The following is a 16,136-nucleotide window of genomic DNA, read 5'->3' as shown; positions in this document are numbered from 1 at the left end:
GACCAGATCTACCCCGCCAAGCTCCCCGAAAGCGCCCCCGCACTACCCAACACCCCGAACACGCCCACCCAATGATCGGCTGCACCACCAGAAGGGACACGATCCTTCGAGCAGAAGAAGATGGTCACGGAGCGAGGCTCCTTCGGGGAGTAACCGGAGTCATCCTGCTGCCTGCCGCCCTTCAGCGCCTCTGGAAGTGGTGGCCCAAGTCTCCCGCTTGCGGCAGCTGCAACCAGGATCAGCTCAGCTGGTTCCGGGCATTCCTCAGCCGACGAGCACAGCCCCAAACCTCCCGAGTTGGGTCCTGATCCATGCGTGGGTGCCTGTCCGACCCACGGCCAGGGGCTTGCAAGGGACTGGTCCTCTGCGCGGTGAGACGGGCTCTGATCTGCACGGTCCGGCCTCGGTGGTCTCAGCTCCTGCGCGTTTCGACACGTATTCGACAGACCTGTCGTCAACCGCCCCCGCCGACGGGATCGTCCTGCTCACCGAGTTGTTCGGCCCATCAGCCTGACCGGCTCACCCCGCCCCCCGTCGCAGTTCCCCCTCCCTTCGCCGAAAGATCCCGCCGTGCTCGTCGCTCGCTCCATCGCCCTGTTCGTTGTTGCCGCCCTGTTCGAGATCGGCGGCGCCTGGCTGGTCTGGCAGGGAGTACGCAAACACCGCGGGTGGCCATGGATCGGCGCCGGCGTCATCGCTCTCGGCCTGTACGGCTTCGTCGCAACGCTCCAGCCCGATGCCCACTTCGGGCGCATCCTCGCCGCATACGGAGGCATCTTCGTTGCCGGGTCGATGGCCTGGGGCATGGTCGCGGACGGCTACCGCCCCGACCGCTACGACGTCTTCGGCGCGGTGGTCTGTCTGTCCGGGATGACGGTGATCATGTATGCCCCGCGCGGCGACTGACCCGGATGCTCAGCGAGGCGGACCGCTTCCGGGTCTCCGCTGTTCGGAATCCTCTCTGTTCTGGGACTCGTTGTCCCGTTCGCGGTGCGTCTCGTCATAGGTCTGGTCGCTCTTCGCCGGTGCGACAGCCGTGACGTGCCGCAGGTCGTCAAGGCGACCTTGGCCTTCGACAAGAAGGTCAGCTTGGTCCTCGACAGGAAGACCAAGAATTGAACCGCCGCCGGCGGCAGGGCGTTGGCTCAAGGAGGCTCCCGGTATGGTCGCAACGGTACCGATGTCGGGGCCCCCTGCCGCGTCCGAGTTCCCAGGAGCCGTCGATGAGCGTTCGTCGCGTCGTGCCGAACATCCGGCCTCAGTCCCTGCGCGAGAGCAGTGAGTTCTACGGGCGGCTGGGGTTCGAGGTGGTCATGGATCACGGGTGGATCCGGACGCTCGCCTCGCCGGACAGTCCGGTCGCTCAGGTCAGTCTGATGACCGAGGACAAGACCGCGCCCGTCTCGCCCGATCTGAGTGTCGAGGTGGACGATGTGGACGCGGTCTACGCGGTCATGCGGGAAAACGGTGCGGAGATCGTGCACCCCTTGCAGGACGAGGAGTGGGGCGTGCGTCGCTTCTTCGTGCGGGATCCCGACGGGCGGGTGGTCAACGTGCTGAGCCACCGGTGATGTGCGGGGTCACCCGGATGCCGACCGTGCCCTGCTCGCCCCGGCGCAGCCTGCTGCCGAGAAGGGTGAGTCGGCCGACGATGCCGTACTTGCGGGCGATGAGTCCCCGGTAGCGGGCGGTGGTGGCCGGGTCGCAGATCTCGGCGGTGGCGGGGACCGGGTCGCCGGTCGGGGTACCGCGCACGTCGCAGGGGCCGACCAGGACGTCGGAGCGGGCCCGGATCCGCTTCACCTTCCAGGAGTCCGCGACCGTCCAGACACCCAGCGCGTCGCCGTCCCGCACCACCCACACCGGCGTGGCGACCGGGGTGCCGTTCTTGCGGTAACTGGTGATCAGCAGGTACTTGCCCGTGGCGAGCAGGTCCAGCGAGGTTGCGTCCATGGTCGCAGTCTAGGCGTGGCACGCACGGGCGCCGGTACGGACGTACGCCCGTATCCGGCGCCCGGCAGTGCGACAGGCAGCGTCAGGACAACTGGCCGTTGTAGTCGGGCAGCTTGAAGGTGCGCTCGGCGTGGCCGCCGACCAGGTCGGAGGTGTTGTTGCCGACGTTCGCGATGATCGTGTAGCCCTGGGACTCGATCTCCGCGCGCTTGCCGGTCTTGTAGGCGCTGACCTCGTCGAAGAGGTCCGGCAGATCCCGCACGTACAGACCGTCGACCGGGTAACCCACGGTCTTCAGGTTCCACTTGGTCTCGGCCGCGATGATGCCGGGGCGCGCGGTGACGAAGAAGACGGACACACCGCGGGACTTGGCGTACTTGGCCAGCTGCAGGGAGGGCTGGAGAGCCGGGGTGGGCAGCTGGTACCACGGGTGGAAGTCGGTCTCCAGCGTGGTGTTGTCGATGTCGAAGACGATCGCGAGCTTCTGCCCGGCCGCGTTCGCGGTGCGCTGGGCGACATACGGCGTCGCCTGGTCGATGACCGCCTTCACGTCCGCCTGCCAGGTGGCGTAGTCGACGCCCGAGGCCTGCGCGGTGGCCACGCTCGCGACGGTCACGGCCGGCGCCGCGACCGCGGTCTGCGCGGCGGTGACCGTACCGCCGATGCCCAGCGCCACAACCGCCGAGACCGCGCCGATCCGGCGCCCCACACCACGTCCTGTCATGCCCGTGCCTTCCTTGTGTCCTTGCACGTCAATGCGGCGAGGGTTCCCCGACCATCGCCGCGTTGGACATGTTCACGTCCAATGATGGACGGCAGACGACCGAAGCGTTACCGGTCGGTAGACAGTTACTCGCGAGTAGGAATCGGCATGTCCGTGAACGGACACGGTTGGCCGGGCCCCGGGTGCGGGATGATCCTCCTGGGCACGAGGCAGGGGGCGAGACAGTGACCTGGGATCGTGGGAGCGATGTCCGGACGGAGGCGGCGGTGCCGCCGCGCGAGGTGGCCTGCGACGAGTCGGGCTCGGACGGCGAGAACCTCACCAGCGGCAACACCGATGTCTTCGCGCACGCCAGTGTGCATATGCCTCTCTCTTCGGCCGCCGGTCACGTCCAGGAGATCCGTGACCGGATCCGGTCCCCCGCGGAGGAGTACAAGGCGAATCATCTGCTCCGGGAGAAGCACCGGTCGACGCTGGAGTGGCTGCTCGGCGCCTCCGGACCGCTGTACGGGCACGCCCATGTGCTGCTCGTGGAGAAGGCGTTCTTCGTCGTCGAACGGATGGTGGACCTGCTCCTCGGTGATCCGGCGGCGGCTCTGAGCCTCTTCCGGGCCGGTGGCGAGCGGTTCGGGGACGAGCGGTGGCGGCACTTTCTCGGGGCGTCCAACGAGTTGGTGCGCGCGCGGAGCAACGGCGAGCCCGGCGCTCCGGTCGAGGAGTTCTTCCGCGCCCTCGACGCACTGAGCCGGACGCATCCGCACGACGAGTCGGGCGAGATCCTCGCGCTGCTGGCGCGCTCCCGTGAACGCGCGCTCGCCCACCGGGACCGACTCGCCCGGGGTCCGGCGGTCGTGCCCGCGCTCAACCCCCTGGTGCCGGCGATCGTAGGGACCGCGGCGTACTGGAGCGGCGACGGACATCCCGTCTCGCTCGTGCACGACGAGCAGAACGTGCTCACCGCCCAGCGCATCGCCTGGATCACGGAGGCAACCCGGATCGTCGGGTTCCGGCTGGTCGACTCGCGTGACGACGCACGGGTGCAACTCGCCGACTTCCTCGCCGGAATCGCGCGGAAGCTCGCCTCGGACGAGCTGAACGGACGGGGCGACCCGGAGCTCACCACGCTGCTGCGGCCGTACGTGGGCGGGGACTCCCTCTGGGGCGACGAGCGCAGCGGCGCGCTGCTGCGGAGCTCCTCGACCGCGTCAACGACATGATCTTGGGCATTTCTTGGTGAACGTGGCGACCTGGGCGCGCGTATAGGAGGCAGGGTGCTCGACGACCGGGGCGCCCCGCGGTGGTGACGCCGTGCCGTTCGGTTTTCGGAGCCATGGATGAGGCATGCACGACGACGGATTGTCCGGCGGGGGGCGCGCGTAGCGGCCCTCGCCGGGCTGCTCCTGGGAGGTCTGATGGTCACCCAGGCCCTGGCGAGCGAACCGTCCGGTGCGCAGGCTCCCGGCGGCACGGCCGCGAAGAGCGTCTCCCGGACGGGCACCACGCTCGTGTCACGCCTCGGCACCTCTCGCACCGCGGGCACTTGGATCGCCGACGACGGCACCCCCGTCGTCGCCGTCACCGACAGCTCCGCGGCCGCCGAGGTGAAGGCGGCCGGTGCGCGGCCCAAGATGGTGAGCCACAGCATGAACCAGCTCAAGTCGGCCACCCATATGCTGAGTTCCGCCCCGAAGGTGACGGGCACGGCCTGGGCCGTGGACTACCGCACCAACCAGGTGATGGTGGAGGCCGACAGCAGCGTCTCCGCCTCCGACTGGTCGCGGATGAAGCGACTCGCGGGCGGCATCGGGGACTTCGTGCACATGCAGCGCACCCCGGGGAAGTTCACCACCCGGGTGAACGGAGCCCAGCCCGTCTTCTCCACCAGCGGCCGCTGTTCGGCGGGCTACAACGTGACGAAGGGGCAGGCCGAGTTCATCCTCACGGCCGGCCACTGCGGACCCGGCGGCACGCTCTGGTTCTCGGACAACACGGGCCAGACGCAGCTGGGCCGGACGGTCACGTCGGAGTTCCCCGGCGACGGCGACTTCTCGCTCATCCGGTACGAGAACGGCCAGCAGACCCCCGGTGACAACGTCGTGGCGATCGGCGGCGGGCGCGGGGTGCGCATCACGGCAGCCGGAGATCCGATCGTCGGGGAGAAAGTCTTCCGCAGCGGCAGCACCAGCGGTCTGCACGACGGCGAGGTCACCGCGCTGGGCGCGACGGTGAACTACCCGGAGGGCACGGTCACCGGTCTCATCCAGACCACGGTCTGCGCGGAACCGGGCGACAGCGGTGGGCCGTTGTTCTCCGAGGGCATCGCGCTCGGGGTGACCTCGGGCGGCAGTGGGGACTGCCAGGCGGGCGGTACGACGTTCTTCCAGCCGCTGACGAACGCGATGGCGACGCTCGGCGTCCAGCTGACCGGGCAGTCGGCCGCGTCCCCCGCGCCCGCCGCATCCACCTCGACCCCTCAGGGCGCGGCCATCGCGCCCGGTTCGACGGCGCCCGGGTCCGTGGCCCCCGGTGCGGTCCAGCAGATGGGGGCCACCGACAGCGCCGACGGTCTGATCGCCAAGCTGACCGACCCACGGAACGTCGGGCCCGGCCTGCTGGTCATCGCGGGCAGTCTGGTCGCCCTGGTGGCCACGCGCTACATCCGTACGGAACAGGAGCGCAACGCCTATCGCCGGGCGTACTCCGGCACCTGGGGCTGACGCCACCGGGGCCGGCCGGGTCGGGGAAATCGGGGGAGAGGGAGCGGCGGTGGAGGTGCCGGGAAGGTCGCCGTCGGAGGGCCTGCCGCTGGGGGCAGGCCGGGCGGTCACGCCGCTTTTGTGGACTGCGGGGAGGAAGCCGCCGCCCATTCCAGGACGAGCGTCTGATACACCTGCCGCTCCTCCATCGTCAGCGTCCCGCCGCTCCGGGCCCACAGGGCCCGGATCTCCTCGTTGACCTCGTCGGCGGAGCGTTCCGCTGCGGGTTCGGGAGTGGTGGACATGGCGTGAAGCATACGAGGCCTGACGTGAAGGCGCTGTGAGCAATCGGACGTCTTCCACCATTCCGGACCGTGAAGCTGATCACTTCCCGAACCCCTGCACAACCTTCCCCTGTCAGCCCTCGGCGGTGCCGAGCACCAGCACCTGGATCGCCAGGACCGCCGCCCCGCGGGCCCAGTCGTGGAAGTCGGAGACCTTGGTCTCCAGGCCGACCGGAGCGGCCAGCGGGTGGCGGTGGGCGCGGATGGTCTCCCAGGCCGTCGCGCCGGCGACGTCCATCAGACCGACCCCCTCGCCCGCCAGCAGGATCTTCTGGGGCATGGCGAAGTTGGCGATCTGGGCGACGAGCGTGCCGAGGGCACGCGCCGCCTCGTCGACGACACGGGAGCACATGGGCTCGCCCGCGACGGCGAGGCCTAGGATCTCCTCGTAGGTCAGATCGCGGCCGGTGGCGGCCCGGATCTGGTAGCGGATGCTCGGGACGGTCAGCAGCGAGACCGCGCTGCCGCGCTCCCCGGTGGGGGTGAGCGGGCCGTGGGGGTCGATGATCCAGTGGCTCCCGAACCCGCGGTCCTCCTCCGCGTACGGCACCCGTCTGCCGCCGAGGACCAGGCCGTAGCCGATGCCGGCGCCGATGGTGAGGACGGCGAAGCGGTCGAGCCCACGGCCGGCTCCGAACCAGGTCTCGGCCTCGACGAGGGCCGCGACGTCGTTCTCGACGACCACCGGCAGCCCGGTGCGCCGCTCCACCAGGCGGGCAAGCGGGACGTCACGCCACAGCAGGAAGGGCGACTCCCCGACCACCGCCCGGTCCCGGACCCGGCCGCCCACGCCGATCCCGATGCCCGCGAGCCCGGGAGCACCGGTGGCGAGTTCGGTGGTCATCTCGGCCAGGAGGTCCGCGACATCCTCGGGATCATGGCTGGTGAGTGGCCGGTCGAGGCGGGCCGTGACATCGCTCCTGAGCGTGGTGACGACGCCGTAGACCCTCTCCTGGGTGACCTTGAAGCCGAGGAAGGCGCGGGACTCGGCGACGATGTCGAGGGGCTGGGAAGGACGACCCTGGCGCGTCTGCGTCGTGCCGCCGCCGTCGGGGACCTCCACCAGCAGCCCGGACTCGATCAGCGGCTTGGTGAGCCGGGTGAGGCTGCCGGCGGACAGGTTCAGCCGGTGTGCGAGTTCCGTGCGCGAGAGGGGGCCGTGGACGAGCACCTCGATCGCCACGGAGCGCTCACCCGCACTCAGTGGCAGCCAGCTGGCGGCATGTGTGGTCATGGGGTCGGAACTCCCAGGTTTCCCTCGGTTATTTTCACCATGGAACCAATGGCCCAGACTCTACGGCATCGATGACGGAACGAGGGGACATCCGCAGGGGCCTTGACGGCTCGATTGTTTCATAGCAAAAGTAAGTCCGGCAGAAGCAAGTCCCGGACTGATGCAGCCCGCCATTGCAGCACACCCCAGGGAAGGGCACCCGTTTCATGACGTTCTCGCTCGGCATCGTCGGCGCCGGACAGTTCTCCGGCCAGTTCGCCACCCTCTTCCACGCCCACCCCGGCGTCGGCGACGTCTACGTCACCGACCTGCTGCCCGAACGGGCCGAGCGGCTCGTCGCCGCCCAGGGGCTGGCCGGCACCTTCCCGTCGTACGAGGCCATGCTGGAGTCGAAGGACATCGAGGCGGTCGCGATCTTCACCCAGCGCTGGACGCACGGTCCCCTGGTGCTCCAGGGCCTGAACGCCGGCAAGCACGTGTACTCCGCGGTCCCCATGGCGATCACCGAGGAGGAGATCGCGGCCGTCATCGACGCGGTGAAGGCGACCGGGCTGACGTACATGATGGGTGAGACCAGTCAGTACAACCCGGCGACGGTGCACGCGCGCAACCGCATCGCCGAGGGTGCCTTCGGACGGCTCTTCTACGCCGAGGGCGACTACGTCCACGACATGGACCTGGGCTTCTACGACGCCTACCGGTACAGCGGCGGGGAGAGGTGGAAGGCCACCGCCAGCTATCCCCCGCTGCTCTACCCGACCCACTCGGTGGGCGGTGTGCTCGGCGCCTGGGGCACCCATGCGGTGAGCGTGTCCGCGATCGGCGTGCGGGACGAGCGCGGGGACGGGGTCTTCGACAAGCGGATCAGCCAGTTCGACAACGACTTCTCCAACGCGACGGCGTTGTTCGAGGTGGCGGGCGGCGGCTCCTTCCGGACGAACGAGTTCCGCCGGGTCGGCTATCCCTCGCACATCCGGGAGTCGCGCTTCCGGTTCTTCGGCACCGAGGCGAGCATGGAGCAGCTCGCCACGGTGGCCCTGTGGCAGGACAAGAACGGGGTCGAGGACATATCGGAGCTGCTCGAGCCCAAGCCGACCATGGCGCCTGACGACCCGTCGCTCCAGCACATCGCGCCGGAGCTACGGGCCGCCTTCACCTCCGGTTCCGCCCCCGTGCACGACCGGTCCCGGCTGCCCCGGGTGTTCGACCGGCTGCACAACGGCCATGAGGGAAGCCACCACTTCCTGGTCGACGACTTCGTGACCGCGGTCAACACCCGCAGCCTGCCGTCCGTGAACGCCTGGGTGGCGGCCCGCTACACCCTGCCCGGGATCGTGGCGCACGCGTCGGCGCTCAGGGACGGTGCCCGGCTGGGGATACCCGACTTCGGCGACGCGCCCGAGGCGTGACGCCCCGCCGCGGGCCGGGTGCCTCAGGTGCCCGGTTTGCGCCCGTACACGAACACGTCGTCGCCGTTCTTCAGCAGTGACCAGTACTTCTTGGCGTCGGTCGAGGTCATGTTGACGCAGCCGTGCGATCCCGGCGGGTTCCACATGCTCAGGCCCACCGAGTGGAAGGCCTGCCCGCCGTCGAAGAACTGGCTGTAGGGCATCGGCACGTGGTAGACGCTCGACACATGGTCGATGTCGCGCCAGTAGATCTTCTTCAGGCCGGTACGGGTCTCAAAGCCGTCGCGGCCCGTGCGGACCGGGACCGGGCCGTAGACGAGACGGCTGCCGTCCTGGATCCAGCTGAGCTGGAGCGTGAGGTTGACGCAGGCGATGCGGCCCTTGTTGACGGGGCACTTCCCGTCCTTGTTGGGCTTGCTGCCGACCGCCTTCTGCTTGTTCATGAGGTCCATCACGCCCCAGGTGACCGGACCCGCGTAGCCGATGGCGGGGGTGATGCCGTGCTTGTTCTGGAAGGCCCGGATCGCCGTGCAGTCGGCCGACGACTGCCTGCCGTCGACCGGCCGCCCGAGGAACTTCTCGACCTGCTTCTGATACGGCCCGGACTGTGTGGTGCAGCTCGCCGCCTGCGCGGGCGCCGCGCCGAGCGCGAGCGCGAGCGGCGCCACCAGTCCGGTGACGCCCAGCGCCACGGCTCCCCGTCTGCCTATGTCCCTCATGACCGGCCTCCCCTTTTCGCGTGTTCTGCGGCCTCCGTCAACTAGACCGGCGCGCGGGGGTGCCGGTTGCAGGGATGGCCACTCTGTGACGCAACGGTGAACTTGCCCGGTCGCCCCGCGGCGGTCCTTGCCGCACGCCGACCGCCCATGGTAGGCGATCGCCGCAGCTCAGCCGCCTGACGGGTCACAGCTCGGTGGCGGGTACCCGTATCACGATGCGGGCGCCGGGGGCGTTGTCCTCGATGTCGACACGGCCCTGGTGGGCGGCGACGATGTCGTGCACGATCGCGAGACCCAGCCCGCTGCCTCCGGTACCCCGGGCGCGGGCCCCGTCCAGACGCGTGAAGCGGTCGAAGACGCGGCCGCGGTCGGCCACCGGGATGCCCGGACCGTCGTCCGCCACGACCAGGCAGGCGATGCTGTCATGGACGCGCAGGCTGACGTCGATCCGGTCGACGGCGTACCGGATGGAGTTGTCCAGCAGATTGCGCACCACGCGCGCGAGGGCGTCCTCGTCGCCGTAGACCCGGGCCGCGCTGACGGAGTGCCGGTCGATGAGCAGATGGGTGTGCAGCCGGGCGTGGCAGACCTCCCGGGAGACGATCTCGTCCAGGTCGACGGGGCGTTTGCGCAGCTGGGGCTGGGCGTCGAGGCGGGCCAGCCGCAGCAGGTCGTCGACGAGCCGGGACAGCCGCTCGCTCTCCTCGATCAGCGCCGGGCCCCGGGTCTCCCAGGCCGCCGAGCCGGGGTGCCGCACCGCCACCTCCAGCTGGGTGTGCAGGCTGCTCAGGGGGCTGCGCAGCTCGTGCGCGGCGTCCGCGACGAACTGCCGCTGGTGCCGGGTGGCGACGTCGAGCCGGGCCAGCAGGTCGTTCAGGGTGCGGGCCAGCCGGCCGAGGGCGTCGTCGGCCGGCGGCACGTCCAGGCGGCGGCCGAGGTCGACGGCGGTGATCTCGGCGGTCTGGCCGCGCAGGGCGTCCACGGGCCGCAGCGCCCGGCCGGTGAGCAGCCAGACGACGCCGGTGAGCAGGGCGACGGCGGGCGGTACGCCGATGGCCAGCCCGGCGGTCAGAGCGGCCAGGTTGCGGTCCACGGGGGCCGTCGGGACGGCGACGTACACGGTCAGCGGATCGCGTTCGGTCCCGGCGGGCACGCCCACCGCGCGCCAGGTCTCGGCCCCGGTCAGCGGCAGATGGTGCACGGCGTGGATGTGGTTGGGGATCTCGGAGGCGGTGGGGGCGAAGTGGAACAGTGGGGGGTCGCCCCTCAGATTCGCCGAGCTGGACCGTACGCCGCCCGAGGCGTCGACGACCTGGACGGCGGTGTCGCCGTTGCCCGACAGCGGGAGGGTACGGGGCAGGCCGCCGTCCTCCTGGTTCGCGGCGATGACCTCGGCCTGCTGGAGGGCGGCCTGGTCGAGTCCGCTGATCAGACTGGTGCGCAGCCACACGACCAGCAGGGATGCCGCGCCGACGAGGGCCGCCGCGATCATCAGGGCCGCCGCGGCGGTCAGCTTCAGGCGCAGGGAACGACGGGCCCACCATTCCGGGACGGGGACGCGCACGGGTTCATCTCCCGGTGCCGTGCAGCAGATAGCCCGCCCCGCGGACGGTCTCGATCGTCCGGCGACCGAAAGGAGCGTCTATCTTGCGGCGCAGATAGCCGACGTAGACCTCGACGACGTTCGTGTCGCCGTCGAAGTTCTCCTCCCACACATGGTCGAGGATGTCGGTCTTGCTGACCACCTCGTCGGGGTGCCGCAGCAGGAATTCCAGGAGGGTGAACTCGCGCGCCGTCAGTGCGATCTCCTGGCCCGCCCGCTGGCAGCGGCGCCGCGCGGGGTCCAGGGCCAGGTCGCCGGCCGCGAGCACCGCGGGCCGGGCGGGGGCGCCGCGGCGCAGCAGCGCCCGCAGATGGGCGACCAGCACCACGTAGGAGAACGGCTTGCTCAGGTAGTCGTCCGCGCCGAGGTCGAGAGCGTCGGCCTCGTCGTACTCGCCGTCCTTCGCGGTCAGGATGAGCACGGGGACCCACACACGGGCCGCGCGCACCCTTTTCAGGACCTCGTACCCGGACAGCCCGGGCAGCATCAGGTCGAGCACGATCGCGTCGTACGGCTCGTGCACGGCCCTCCAGAGCCCGTCCACGCCGTCGTACACGGTATCGGCTACGAAACCCTCCTCGGCGAGCCCATGGGCGATCGCCTCGGCGAGTCCTCGTTCGTCCTCGATCACCAGCACTCGCATCGCCGACCTCGTCTCCACCCTACGCAGGGATGGCCGAGGGTGCGCGTCGAGCACGTGAGGACGGTGGGACCTGCGGTGGGCGCGGGCTCCCGCACCCGCGCCCACTGCAGGAGACCGCTCAGGCCGCCCTGCGGGCCCGCCCCCGGTGGGTGCGCACGATCTCCGCGTACCGGTGTCCGCTGCCCTTGATGGTGCGGACCTGGGTGCGGTAGTCCACGTGGACCAGGCCGAAGCGCTTGTCGTAGCCGTAGGCCCACTCAAAGTTGTCGAGCAGCGACCAGGCGAAGTAGCCGGCGAGCGGGGCACCCTTGCGGGCCGCCGACGCGCAGGCGGCGAGGTGCCGCTCCAGGTAGTCCTGGCGCTCGGGGTCGTCCACGGTGCCGTCGGGGCGTACGACGTCGGGGAAGGCGGAGCCGTTCTCGGTGACGTACAGCCGACGGGCGCCGTAGTCGTGGGTGAGGCGCAGCAGCAGGGTCTCGATGCCGCTCGCGTCGATCTCCCAGTCCATGCCGGTGCGCGGGACGCCCAGACGGCGTACGGCACGGGCGTGAGGGACGGGGCCGGCCGGGTCGTCGACGACGGTCGCCGGGAAGTAGTAGTTCAGTCCGAGCCAGTCCAGCGGCGCGGCGATCGTCTCCAAGTCCCCCGGCTGTTCGGGGAGTTCGATGCCGTAGACCTCGCGCATGTCGGCCGGGAAGCCTCGGCCGTGGACCGGGTCCAGCCACCAGCGGTTGACATGGCCGTCATGACGGCGGGCCGCCGCCTCGTCCTCGGGGCGGTCGCTCGCGGCGAAGACGGTCGAGAGGTTGTTGACGATGCCGATCTCGGCCCGCGGGGCCGCGGCGCGGATCGCGCGGACGGCGAGGCCGTGTCCGAGGAGCAGGTGATAGGAGGCGCGGACCGCGGCGGTCAGGTCGGTGGCCCCGGGGGCCATCCTCCCCTCCAGGTGGCCGATCCAGGCCGAGCAGGAGGGTTCGTTGAGCGTGGCCCAGTGGGTGACGCGGTCGCCGAGGCGTTCGGCGACGGCGGACGCGTACGCGGCGAAGTGCTCGGCCGTGTCCCGTTCGGGCCAGCCGCCGCGGTCCTGGAGCACCTGCGGAAGGTCCCAGTGGTAGAGGGTGACCGACGGGGTGATGCCCGCCTCCAGCAGACCGTCGACCAGCGCGTCGTAGAACGCGAGGCCCTTGGGGTTCACCGGCCCGTCGCCGCCCGGGATCACCCGGGGCCAGGCGATGGACAGCCGATAGGCGTTGGTGCCCAGCTGCTTCATCAGCGCGATGTCCTCGCGCCAGCGGTGGTAGTGGTCGCAGGCGACGTCGCCGTGGTCGTTGTTGTCGATCTTTCCGGGGGTGTGGGAGAAGGTGTCCCAGATCGACGGCGAGCGGCCGTCCTCGTCGACGGCTCCCTCGATCTGGTACGCCGATGTGGCCGTACCCCACAGGAAGTCCTGCGGGAGCGCGGCGAGGTCGATACGTTCGGACACAGAGTCCCTCTCAGGAATAAAGGAGTTGGTCACTTCACGGCTCCGGCGGTGAGCCCGGTGACGAGATAGCGCTGCAGCAGCAGGAAGCCCGCGACGACGGGAACGCTGACGACCAGTGAGGCGGCCATGATCTGGTTCCAGTACACGTCGTTGAGCGTGGAGTAGCCCTGGAGCCCGACGGCGAGGGTGCGGGTGGTGTCGTTGGTCATCACGGAGGCGAAGAGGACCTCGCCCCACGCGGTCATGAAGGCGTAGACGGCGACCGCGACGATGCCGGGCACGGCCGCGGGCACCACGATCCTGAGCAGCGCGCCGAGTGGTCCGCAGCCGTCCACGAGCGCCGCCTCGTCGAGATCCCGTGGCACCGAGTCGAAGTACCCGATGAGCATCCAGATCGAGAACGGCAGCGAGAACGTGAGGTACGTCAGGATCAGCCCGCCGCGGGACCCGAACAGGGCGATGCCGGTGGCGTTGCCGATGTTGACGTAGAGCAGGAACAGCGGGAGCAGGAAAAGGATGCCGGGGAACATCTGCGTGGACAGCACGGTGACCGTGAACACCCGCTTGCCGCGGAATTCGTAGCGGCTCACCGCGTAGGCGGCGAAGACCGCGATCACCACCGAGCAGACCGTCGCCGCGCCCGCCACGATGAGCGAGTTCACGAAGTACCGCGCGAGCGGGACCGTCGACCAGATGTCGATGTAGGGGCGGATGGTCAGGCCGCTGGGCAGCCAGCGGAACTGCCCGGAGACATCCGCGAGCGGCTTCAGGGAGCTGGAGACCATGACGTAGACCGGCACCAGTACGAAGCCGGTGAGGATGGTCAGGAAGACGCGCCGGGACCACAGGAAGGAACGCGGCGGGGCCATCGGGGACCTAGGCATCGGCGGACCTCCGTCCACGCGAGGTGACCGCGAGATAGGCGCCCGTCACGACCAGCAGGAAGAGCAGCAGCAGTACGGACATGGCGGAGCCGGTGCCGAAGTTCCAGGTGACGAAGGACGCCTGGTAGATGTGGACCGAGATGAGGTCCGCGGCCTGCGGGGCCGCCTTGCCGAACAGCACGTACGGCGTGTTGAAGTCGTTGAACGTCCACAGGAACAGCACGAGGACCAGCACCTGGTTGACGGGCCGCAGCGACGGCAGGGTGATCCGGCGGATCTGCTGCCACATGCCGGCGCCGTCGAGCGCGGCCGCCTCGTACAGTTCGCGGGGGATGTTCTGCAGTCCGGCCATGACGATGAGGAAGGCGAACGGCCAGCCCTTCCACACGGACACGGTGAGCAGGGCGACGAAGCTGTTGTCGCCGATCAGCCAGAAGGAGGGCTTGTCGGTGAGGTGCAGCTGGTCGTGCAGAACGTGGTTCACCAGGCCGTTGTCGTGCTGGAACATGAACACCCAGGTGATGACCGCCGCGTAGACGGGCAGCGCGTACGGCACCAGGAACAGCGCGCGCAGCAGGCCCCGGCCGCGGAAGGTGTCCTGCATGAAGACGGCGGCCGCCGTGCCGATGAGCCAGCACAGCCCGACCGACAGCAGGGTGAAGCCGACGGTGACGAGGAAGGAGTGGAGCAGCGCGTCCCCGACGGGGGCGTCGAAGTCCACCGAGACGCGGTAGTTGCCCAGTCCGGTCCAGGGGGCGGTGCTCCAGTCGCGGATGTAGAACTGGGTGAGCTCCTTGAAGCTCATCACGATGCCGATCACCATCGGCACCAGATGGACGAGGAGTTCGAGGAGCAGGGCGGGCAGGAGCAGCAGATACGGCAGTCCGATGCGCTGGATCCGCCCGGTGCGGCGCGGGCCGCGCGCCGCACCGGGGGAGTTCTTGGGCACGGTCCGTCCGTCGGCCGCTGCGGGAACAGTGGTCGTCATGACGGTGTCCGTGCTCACTTCGTCGGCATCTGCTGCTGGGCCTTCTGCAGCTTCGCCTTGACCGAGTCGGTGGTGACGGCGCGTCCTGCCGCGGCGTCGGCGAACAGCTCCTTGACGGCGGTGCCGACGGTGGTCTCGAACTGGGACTCGTCCGCGACCTGCGGCAGCGCGGCGGCGCTCTTGGCGAGGGTGTCCTTCAGGACGGCGTTCGCCGGGGCGGTGAAGGCGGGGTCGGACTGGGCGGCGCTGACCGGGGGGATGGAGCTGTACGCCTTGTTGAGGATCTTCTGCTCGTCGTCGCTGGTCATGAACTTCACGAACTTCATGGCGCCGTCCACGTTGTGCGTGTTCTTGAAGACGGCCAGGTTGATGCCGGCGACCATGGAGTCGACCTGGGCGCCGGCGCCGGGGGCGCCGGACTGCACGGGCACCGGCGCGATGCCGTACTGGTTCTCGCTCATGCCCTGCGACTTCAGGTTGGCGGCCGCGGACTGCCACAGCAGCATCGCCGTCTTGCCCTTGGCGAAGTCGCTCACGGACTGGTTCTGCGCGTACTCGGCGTTGCCGACGGGAATGACCTTGTCCTTGGCCATCAGGTCGACGTACTGCTTGACCGCGGCGACCACGCCGTCGTTCGTGAAGTCGGCCTTGCCGTCGGGGGTGAAGAAGTCGGCGCCGTGCTGCTTGCCGAAGACGAAGACGTGGTGGATGTTCTCCGAGACGTTGGAGCCCTCAGCGCCGAGGACCTGCTTGCCCTTCTGCTGGATCTTCTTGCCGTCGGCGACCAGTTCGTCCCAGGTGGCGGGCGGCTGGGAGACACCCGCGTCGGCGAAGATCTGCTTGTTGTAGTAGAGCGCGTAGGCCATCGAGTAGAGCGGCACGGCAGCCGGGTCCTTGCCCTGCACACCGGTGGAGCCGAGCGCGGAGTCGACGAAGCGGGACTTGCCTCCGATCTTGTCGAAGTTCTTGGCGTCCCACGGCACCAGCGCACCGGTGGCCTGCAGGGAGGCGCTCCAGGTGTTGCCTATGTTCAGCACGTCGGGGCCCTGGCCGGAGGTGGTCGCGGTGAGGATCCGGTTCAGCAGGTCGGACCAGGGGACGACCTCCAGCTTCACCTTGATGCCCGTCTGCTTCTGGAACTTGTCGAGTTCCGGCTGGAGGACCTGCTTGTCGACCTCGATACTGGCGCCCTGGTTCGACGCCCAGTACGTCAGCGTCTTCGGCGAGTCGTCGGACCCGCCGTTCGTCGAGGAACCGCCTCCGCAGGCCGAGGCGGCAAGGGCGAGTGACATGGTGACGGCGCCTACGGCCGCGGCTCGGATGCTGCGCATGGCTCCTGGTGTCCCTTTCCGGGAGTCGAGAACGCCGGGAGGGCTCCGGCAGCCTCTCCGTTCAGCCCCCGAAGATCCTCATGGCTTAATTTAGGACGTGAGTTAAACCCCAAGAGCGAGATGCG

General features: G+C 69.6%; 17 protein-coding genes. 6 read left to right on the top strand and 11 right to left on the bottom strand.

The window, feature by feature from the left end:
- Nucleotides 1–570 precede the first annotated feature (570 nt).
- From ACFYX0_RS33000 to ACFYX0_RS32990, 3 genes are all read left to right on the top strand, one after another.
- On the top strand, nt 571–906 hold the full coding sequence (locus tag ACFYX0_RS33000) for a YnfA family protein (protein ID WP_388975820.1): 336 nt from the start codon (nt 571–573) through the stop codon (nt 904–906).
- An 84-nt stretch (nt 907–990) separates the two neighbouring features.
- On the top strand, nt 991–1,119 hold the full coding sequence (locus tag ACFYX0_RS32995) for a hypothetical protein (RefSeq protein ID WP_388975819.1): 129 nt from the start codon (nt 991–993) through the stop codon (nt 1,117–1,119).
- Between the two features lie 104 nt (nt 1,120–1,223).
- Entirely contained in the window at nt 1,224–1,571 is a 348-nt protein-coding gene (locus ACFYX0_RS32990; RefSeq protein ID WP_311694629.1) for a VOC family protein, read from the top strand.
- Here the strand turns inward: ACFYX0_RS32990 and ACFYX0_RS32985 are convergent.
- Both ACFYX0_RS32985 and ACFYX0_RS32980 read right to left on the bottom strand, forming a co-directional pair.
- Nucleotides 1,549–1,953: a PPOX class F420-dependent oxidoreductase gene (locus ACFYX0_RS32985; protein ID WP_355915163.1), complete on the bottom strand. Its 405-nt coding sequence runs from the start codon at nt 1,951–1,953 to the stop codon at nt 1,549–1,551. The genes ACFYX0_RS32990 and ACFYX0_RS32985 overlap by 23 nt on opposite strands.
- A gap of 82 nt (nt 1,954–2,035) precedes the next feature.
- Nucleotides 2,036–2,677: an HAD family acid phosphatase gene (locus ACFYX0_RS32980; RefSeq protein ID WP_388975816.1), complete on the bottom strand. Its 642-nt coding sequence runs from the start codon at nt 2,675–2,677 to the stop codon at nt 2,036–2,038.
- Nucleotides 2,678–2,901: 224 nt separating this feature from the next.
- On the opposite strand from ACFYX0_RS32980, the gene ACFYX0_RS32975 reads away from it, so the two are divergent.
- Nucleotides 2,902–3,894 (top strand): DUF3800 domain-containing protein, encoded by a 993-nt coding sequence (locus tag ACFYX0_RS32975; RefSeq protein ID WP_388975813.1) that lies wholly within the window; start codon nt 2,902–2,904, stop codon nt 3,892–3,894.
- A gap of 117 nt (nt 3,895–4,011) precedes the next feature.
- Complete coding sequence (locus tag ACFYX0_RS32970) at nt 4,012–5,394, top strand: S1 family peptidase (RefSeq protein ID WP_388975810.1); 1,383 nt, start codon at nt 4,012–4,014, stop codon at nt 5,392–5,394.
- Nucleotides 5,395–5,501: 107 nt separating this feature from the next.
- Here ACFYX0_RS32970 and ACFYX0_RS32965 read toward each other — a convergent pair whose 3' ends face one another.
- Nucleotides 5,502–5,690, bottom strand: a complete 189-nt coding sequence (locus ACFYX0_RS32965) for a hypothetical protein (RefSeq protein WP_311694634.1) — start codon at nt 5,688–5,690, stop codon at nt 5,502–5,504.
- A gap of 100 nt (nt 5,691–5,790) precedes the next feature.
- Nucleotides 5,791–6,951 carry an ROK family transcriptional regulator gene (locus ACFYX0_RS32960; RefSeq protein ID WP_355915175.1) on the bottom strand — a complete coding sequence of 387 codons (1,161 nt, stop codon included), beginning with the start codon at nt 6,949–6,951 and terminating at the stop codon, nt 5,791–5,793.
- 206 nt (nt 6,952–7,157) lie between these two features.
- On the opposite strand from ACFYX0_RS32960, the gene ACFYX0_RS32955 reads away from it, so the two are divergent.
- Nucleotides 7,158–8,360 (top strand): Gfo/Idh/MocA family protein, encoded by a 1,203-nt coding sequence (locus tag ACFYX0_RS32955; protein WP_388975808.1) that lies wholly within the window; start codon nt 7,158–7,160, stop codon nt 8,358–8,360.
- Between the two features lie 23 nt (nt 8,361–8,383).
- Here ACFYX0_RS32955 and ACFYX0_RS32950 read toward each other — a convergent pair whose 3' ends face one another.
- The 7 genes from ACFYX0_RS32950 to ACFYX0_RS32920 all read right to left on the bottom strand — a co-directional run bounded on the left by ACFYX0_RS32950 (nt 8,384) and on the right by ACFYX0_RS32920 (nt 16,011).
- A complete protein-coding gene (locus ACFYX0_RS32950; RefSeq protein WP_388975805.1) occupies nt 8,384–9,079 on the bottom strand; it encodes a L,D-transpeptidase family protein in 696 nt (231 codons plus the stop codon).
- 184 nt (nt 9,080–9,263) lie between these two features.
- Nucleotides 9,264–10,643, bottom strand: coding sequence for a sensor histidine kinase (locus ACFYX0_RS32945; RefSeq protein ID WP_388975803.1), 1,380 nt, complete (start codon nt 10,641–10,643; stop codon nt 9,264–9,266).
- A gap of 4 nt (nt 10,644–10,647) precedes the next feature.
- Complete coding sequence (locus tag ACFYX0_RS32940) at nt 10,648–11,325, bottom strand: response regulator transcription factor (RefSeq protein ID WP_388975800.1); 678 nt, start codon at nt 11,323–11,325, stop codon at nt 10,648–10,650.
- 118 nt (nt 11,326–11,443) lie between these two features.
- Entirely contained in the window at nt 11,444–12,808 is a 1,365-nt protein-coding gene (locus tag ACFYX0_RS32935) for a GH1 family beta-glucosidase (protein ID WP_388975797.1), read from the bottom strand.
- A gap of 29 nt (nt 12,809–12,837) precedes the next feature.
- Complete coding sequence (locus ACFYX0_RS32930) at nt 12,838–13,677, bottom strand: carbohydrate ABC transporter permease (RefSeq protein WP_355915234.1); 840 nt, start codon at nt 13,675–13,677, stop codon at nt 12,838–12,840.
- 7 nt (nt 13,678–13,684) lie between these two features.
- On the bottom strand, nt 13,685–14,680 hold the full coding sequence (locus ACFYX0_RS32925) for a sugar ABC transporter permease (RefSeq protein ID WP_355915189.1): 996 nt from the start codon (nt 14,678–14,680) through the stop codon (nt 13,685–13,687).
- Nucleotides 14,681–14,694: 14 nt separating this feature from the next.
- Complete coding sequence (locus ACFYX0_RS32920) at nt 14,695–16,011, bottom strand: ABC transporter substrate-binding protein (RefSeq protein WP_388975795.1); 1,317 nt, start codon at nt 16,009–16,011, stop codon at nt 14,695–14,697.
- Nucleotides 16,012–16,136: the final 125 nt, after the last annotated feature.

Origin of the sequence: Streptomyces sp. NPDC002573, from assembly GCF_042889625.1 — a bacterium.
In the GTDB taxonomy this organism is placed as follows: domain Bacteria; phylum Actinomycetota; class Actinomycetes; order Streptomycetales; family Streptomycetaceae; genus Streptomyces; species Streptomyces gibsoniae.
This window is presented reverse-complemented; position numbering and strand designations above follow the sequence as displayed.

Coding starts and splice junctions, on each gene's coding strand:
- ACFYX0_RS32990 (WP_311694629.1), top strand. CDS start 1,224: ATGAGCGTTCGTCGCGTCGTGCCGAACATCCGGCCTCAGTCCCTGCGC.
- ACFYX0_RS32985 (WP_355915163.1), bottom strand. CDS start 1,953: ATGGACGCAACCTCGCTGGACCTGCTCGCCACGGGCAAGTACCTGCTG.
- ACFYX0_RS32980 (WP_388975816.1), bottom strand. CDS start 2,677: ATGACAGGACGTGGTGTGGGGCGCCGGATCGGCGCGGTCTCGGCGGTT.
- ACFYX0_RS32970 (WP_388975810.1), top strand. CDS start 4,012: ATGAGGCATGCACGACGACGGATTGTCCGGCGGGGGGCGCGCGTAGCG.
- ACFYX0_RS32965 (WP_311694634.1), bottom strand. CDS start 5,690: ATGCTTCACGCCATGTCCACCACTCCCGAACCCGCAGCGGAACGCTCC.
- ACFYX0_RS32960 (WP_355915175.1), bottom strand. CDS start 6,951: ATGACCACACATGCCGCCAGCTGGCTGCCACTGAGTGCGGGTGAGCGC.
- ACFYX0_RS32955 (WP_388975808.1), top strand. CDS start 7,158: ATGACGTTCTCGCTCGGCATCGTCGGCGCCGGACAGTTCTCCGGCCAG.
- ACFYX0_RS32950 (WP_388975805.1), bottom strand. CDS start 9,079: ATGAGGGACATAGGCAGACGGGGAGCCGTGGCGCTGGGCGTCACCGGA.
- ACFYX0_RS32940 (WP_388975800.1), bottom strand. CDS start 11,325: ATGCGAGTGCTGGTGATCGAGGACGAACGAGGACTCGCCGAGGCGATC.
- ACFYX0_RS32930 (WP_355915234.1), bottom strand. CDS start 13,677: ATGGCCCCGCCGCGTTCCTTCCTGTGGTCCCGGCGCGTCTTCCTGACC.
- ACFYX0_RS32925 (WP_355915189.1), bottom strand. CDS start 14,680: ATGACGACCACTGTTCCCGCAGCGGCCGACGGACGGACCGTGCCCAAG.
- ACFYX0_RS32920 (WP_388975795.1), bottom strand. CDS start 16,011: ATGCGCAGCATCCGAGCCGCGGCCGTAGGCGCCGTCACCATGTCACTC.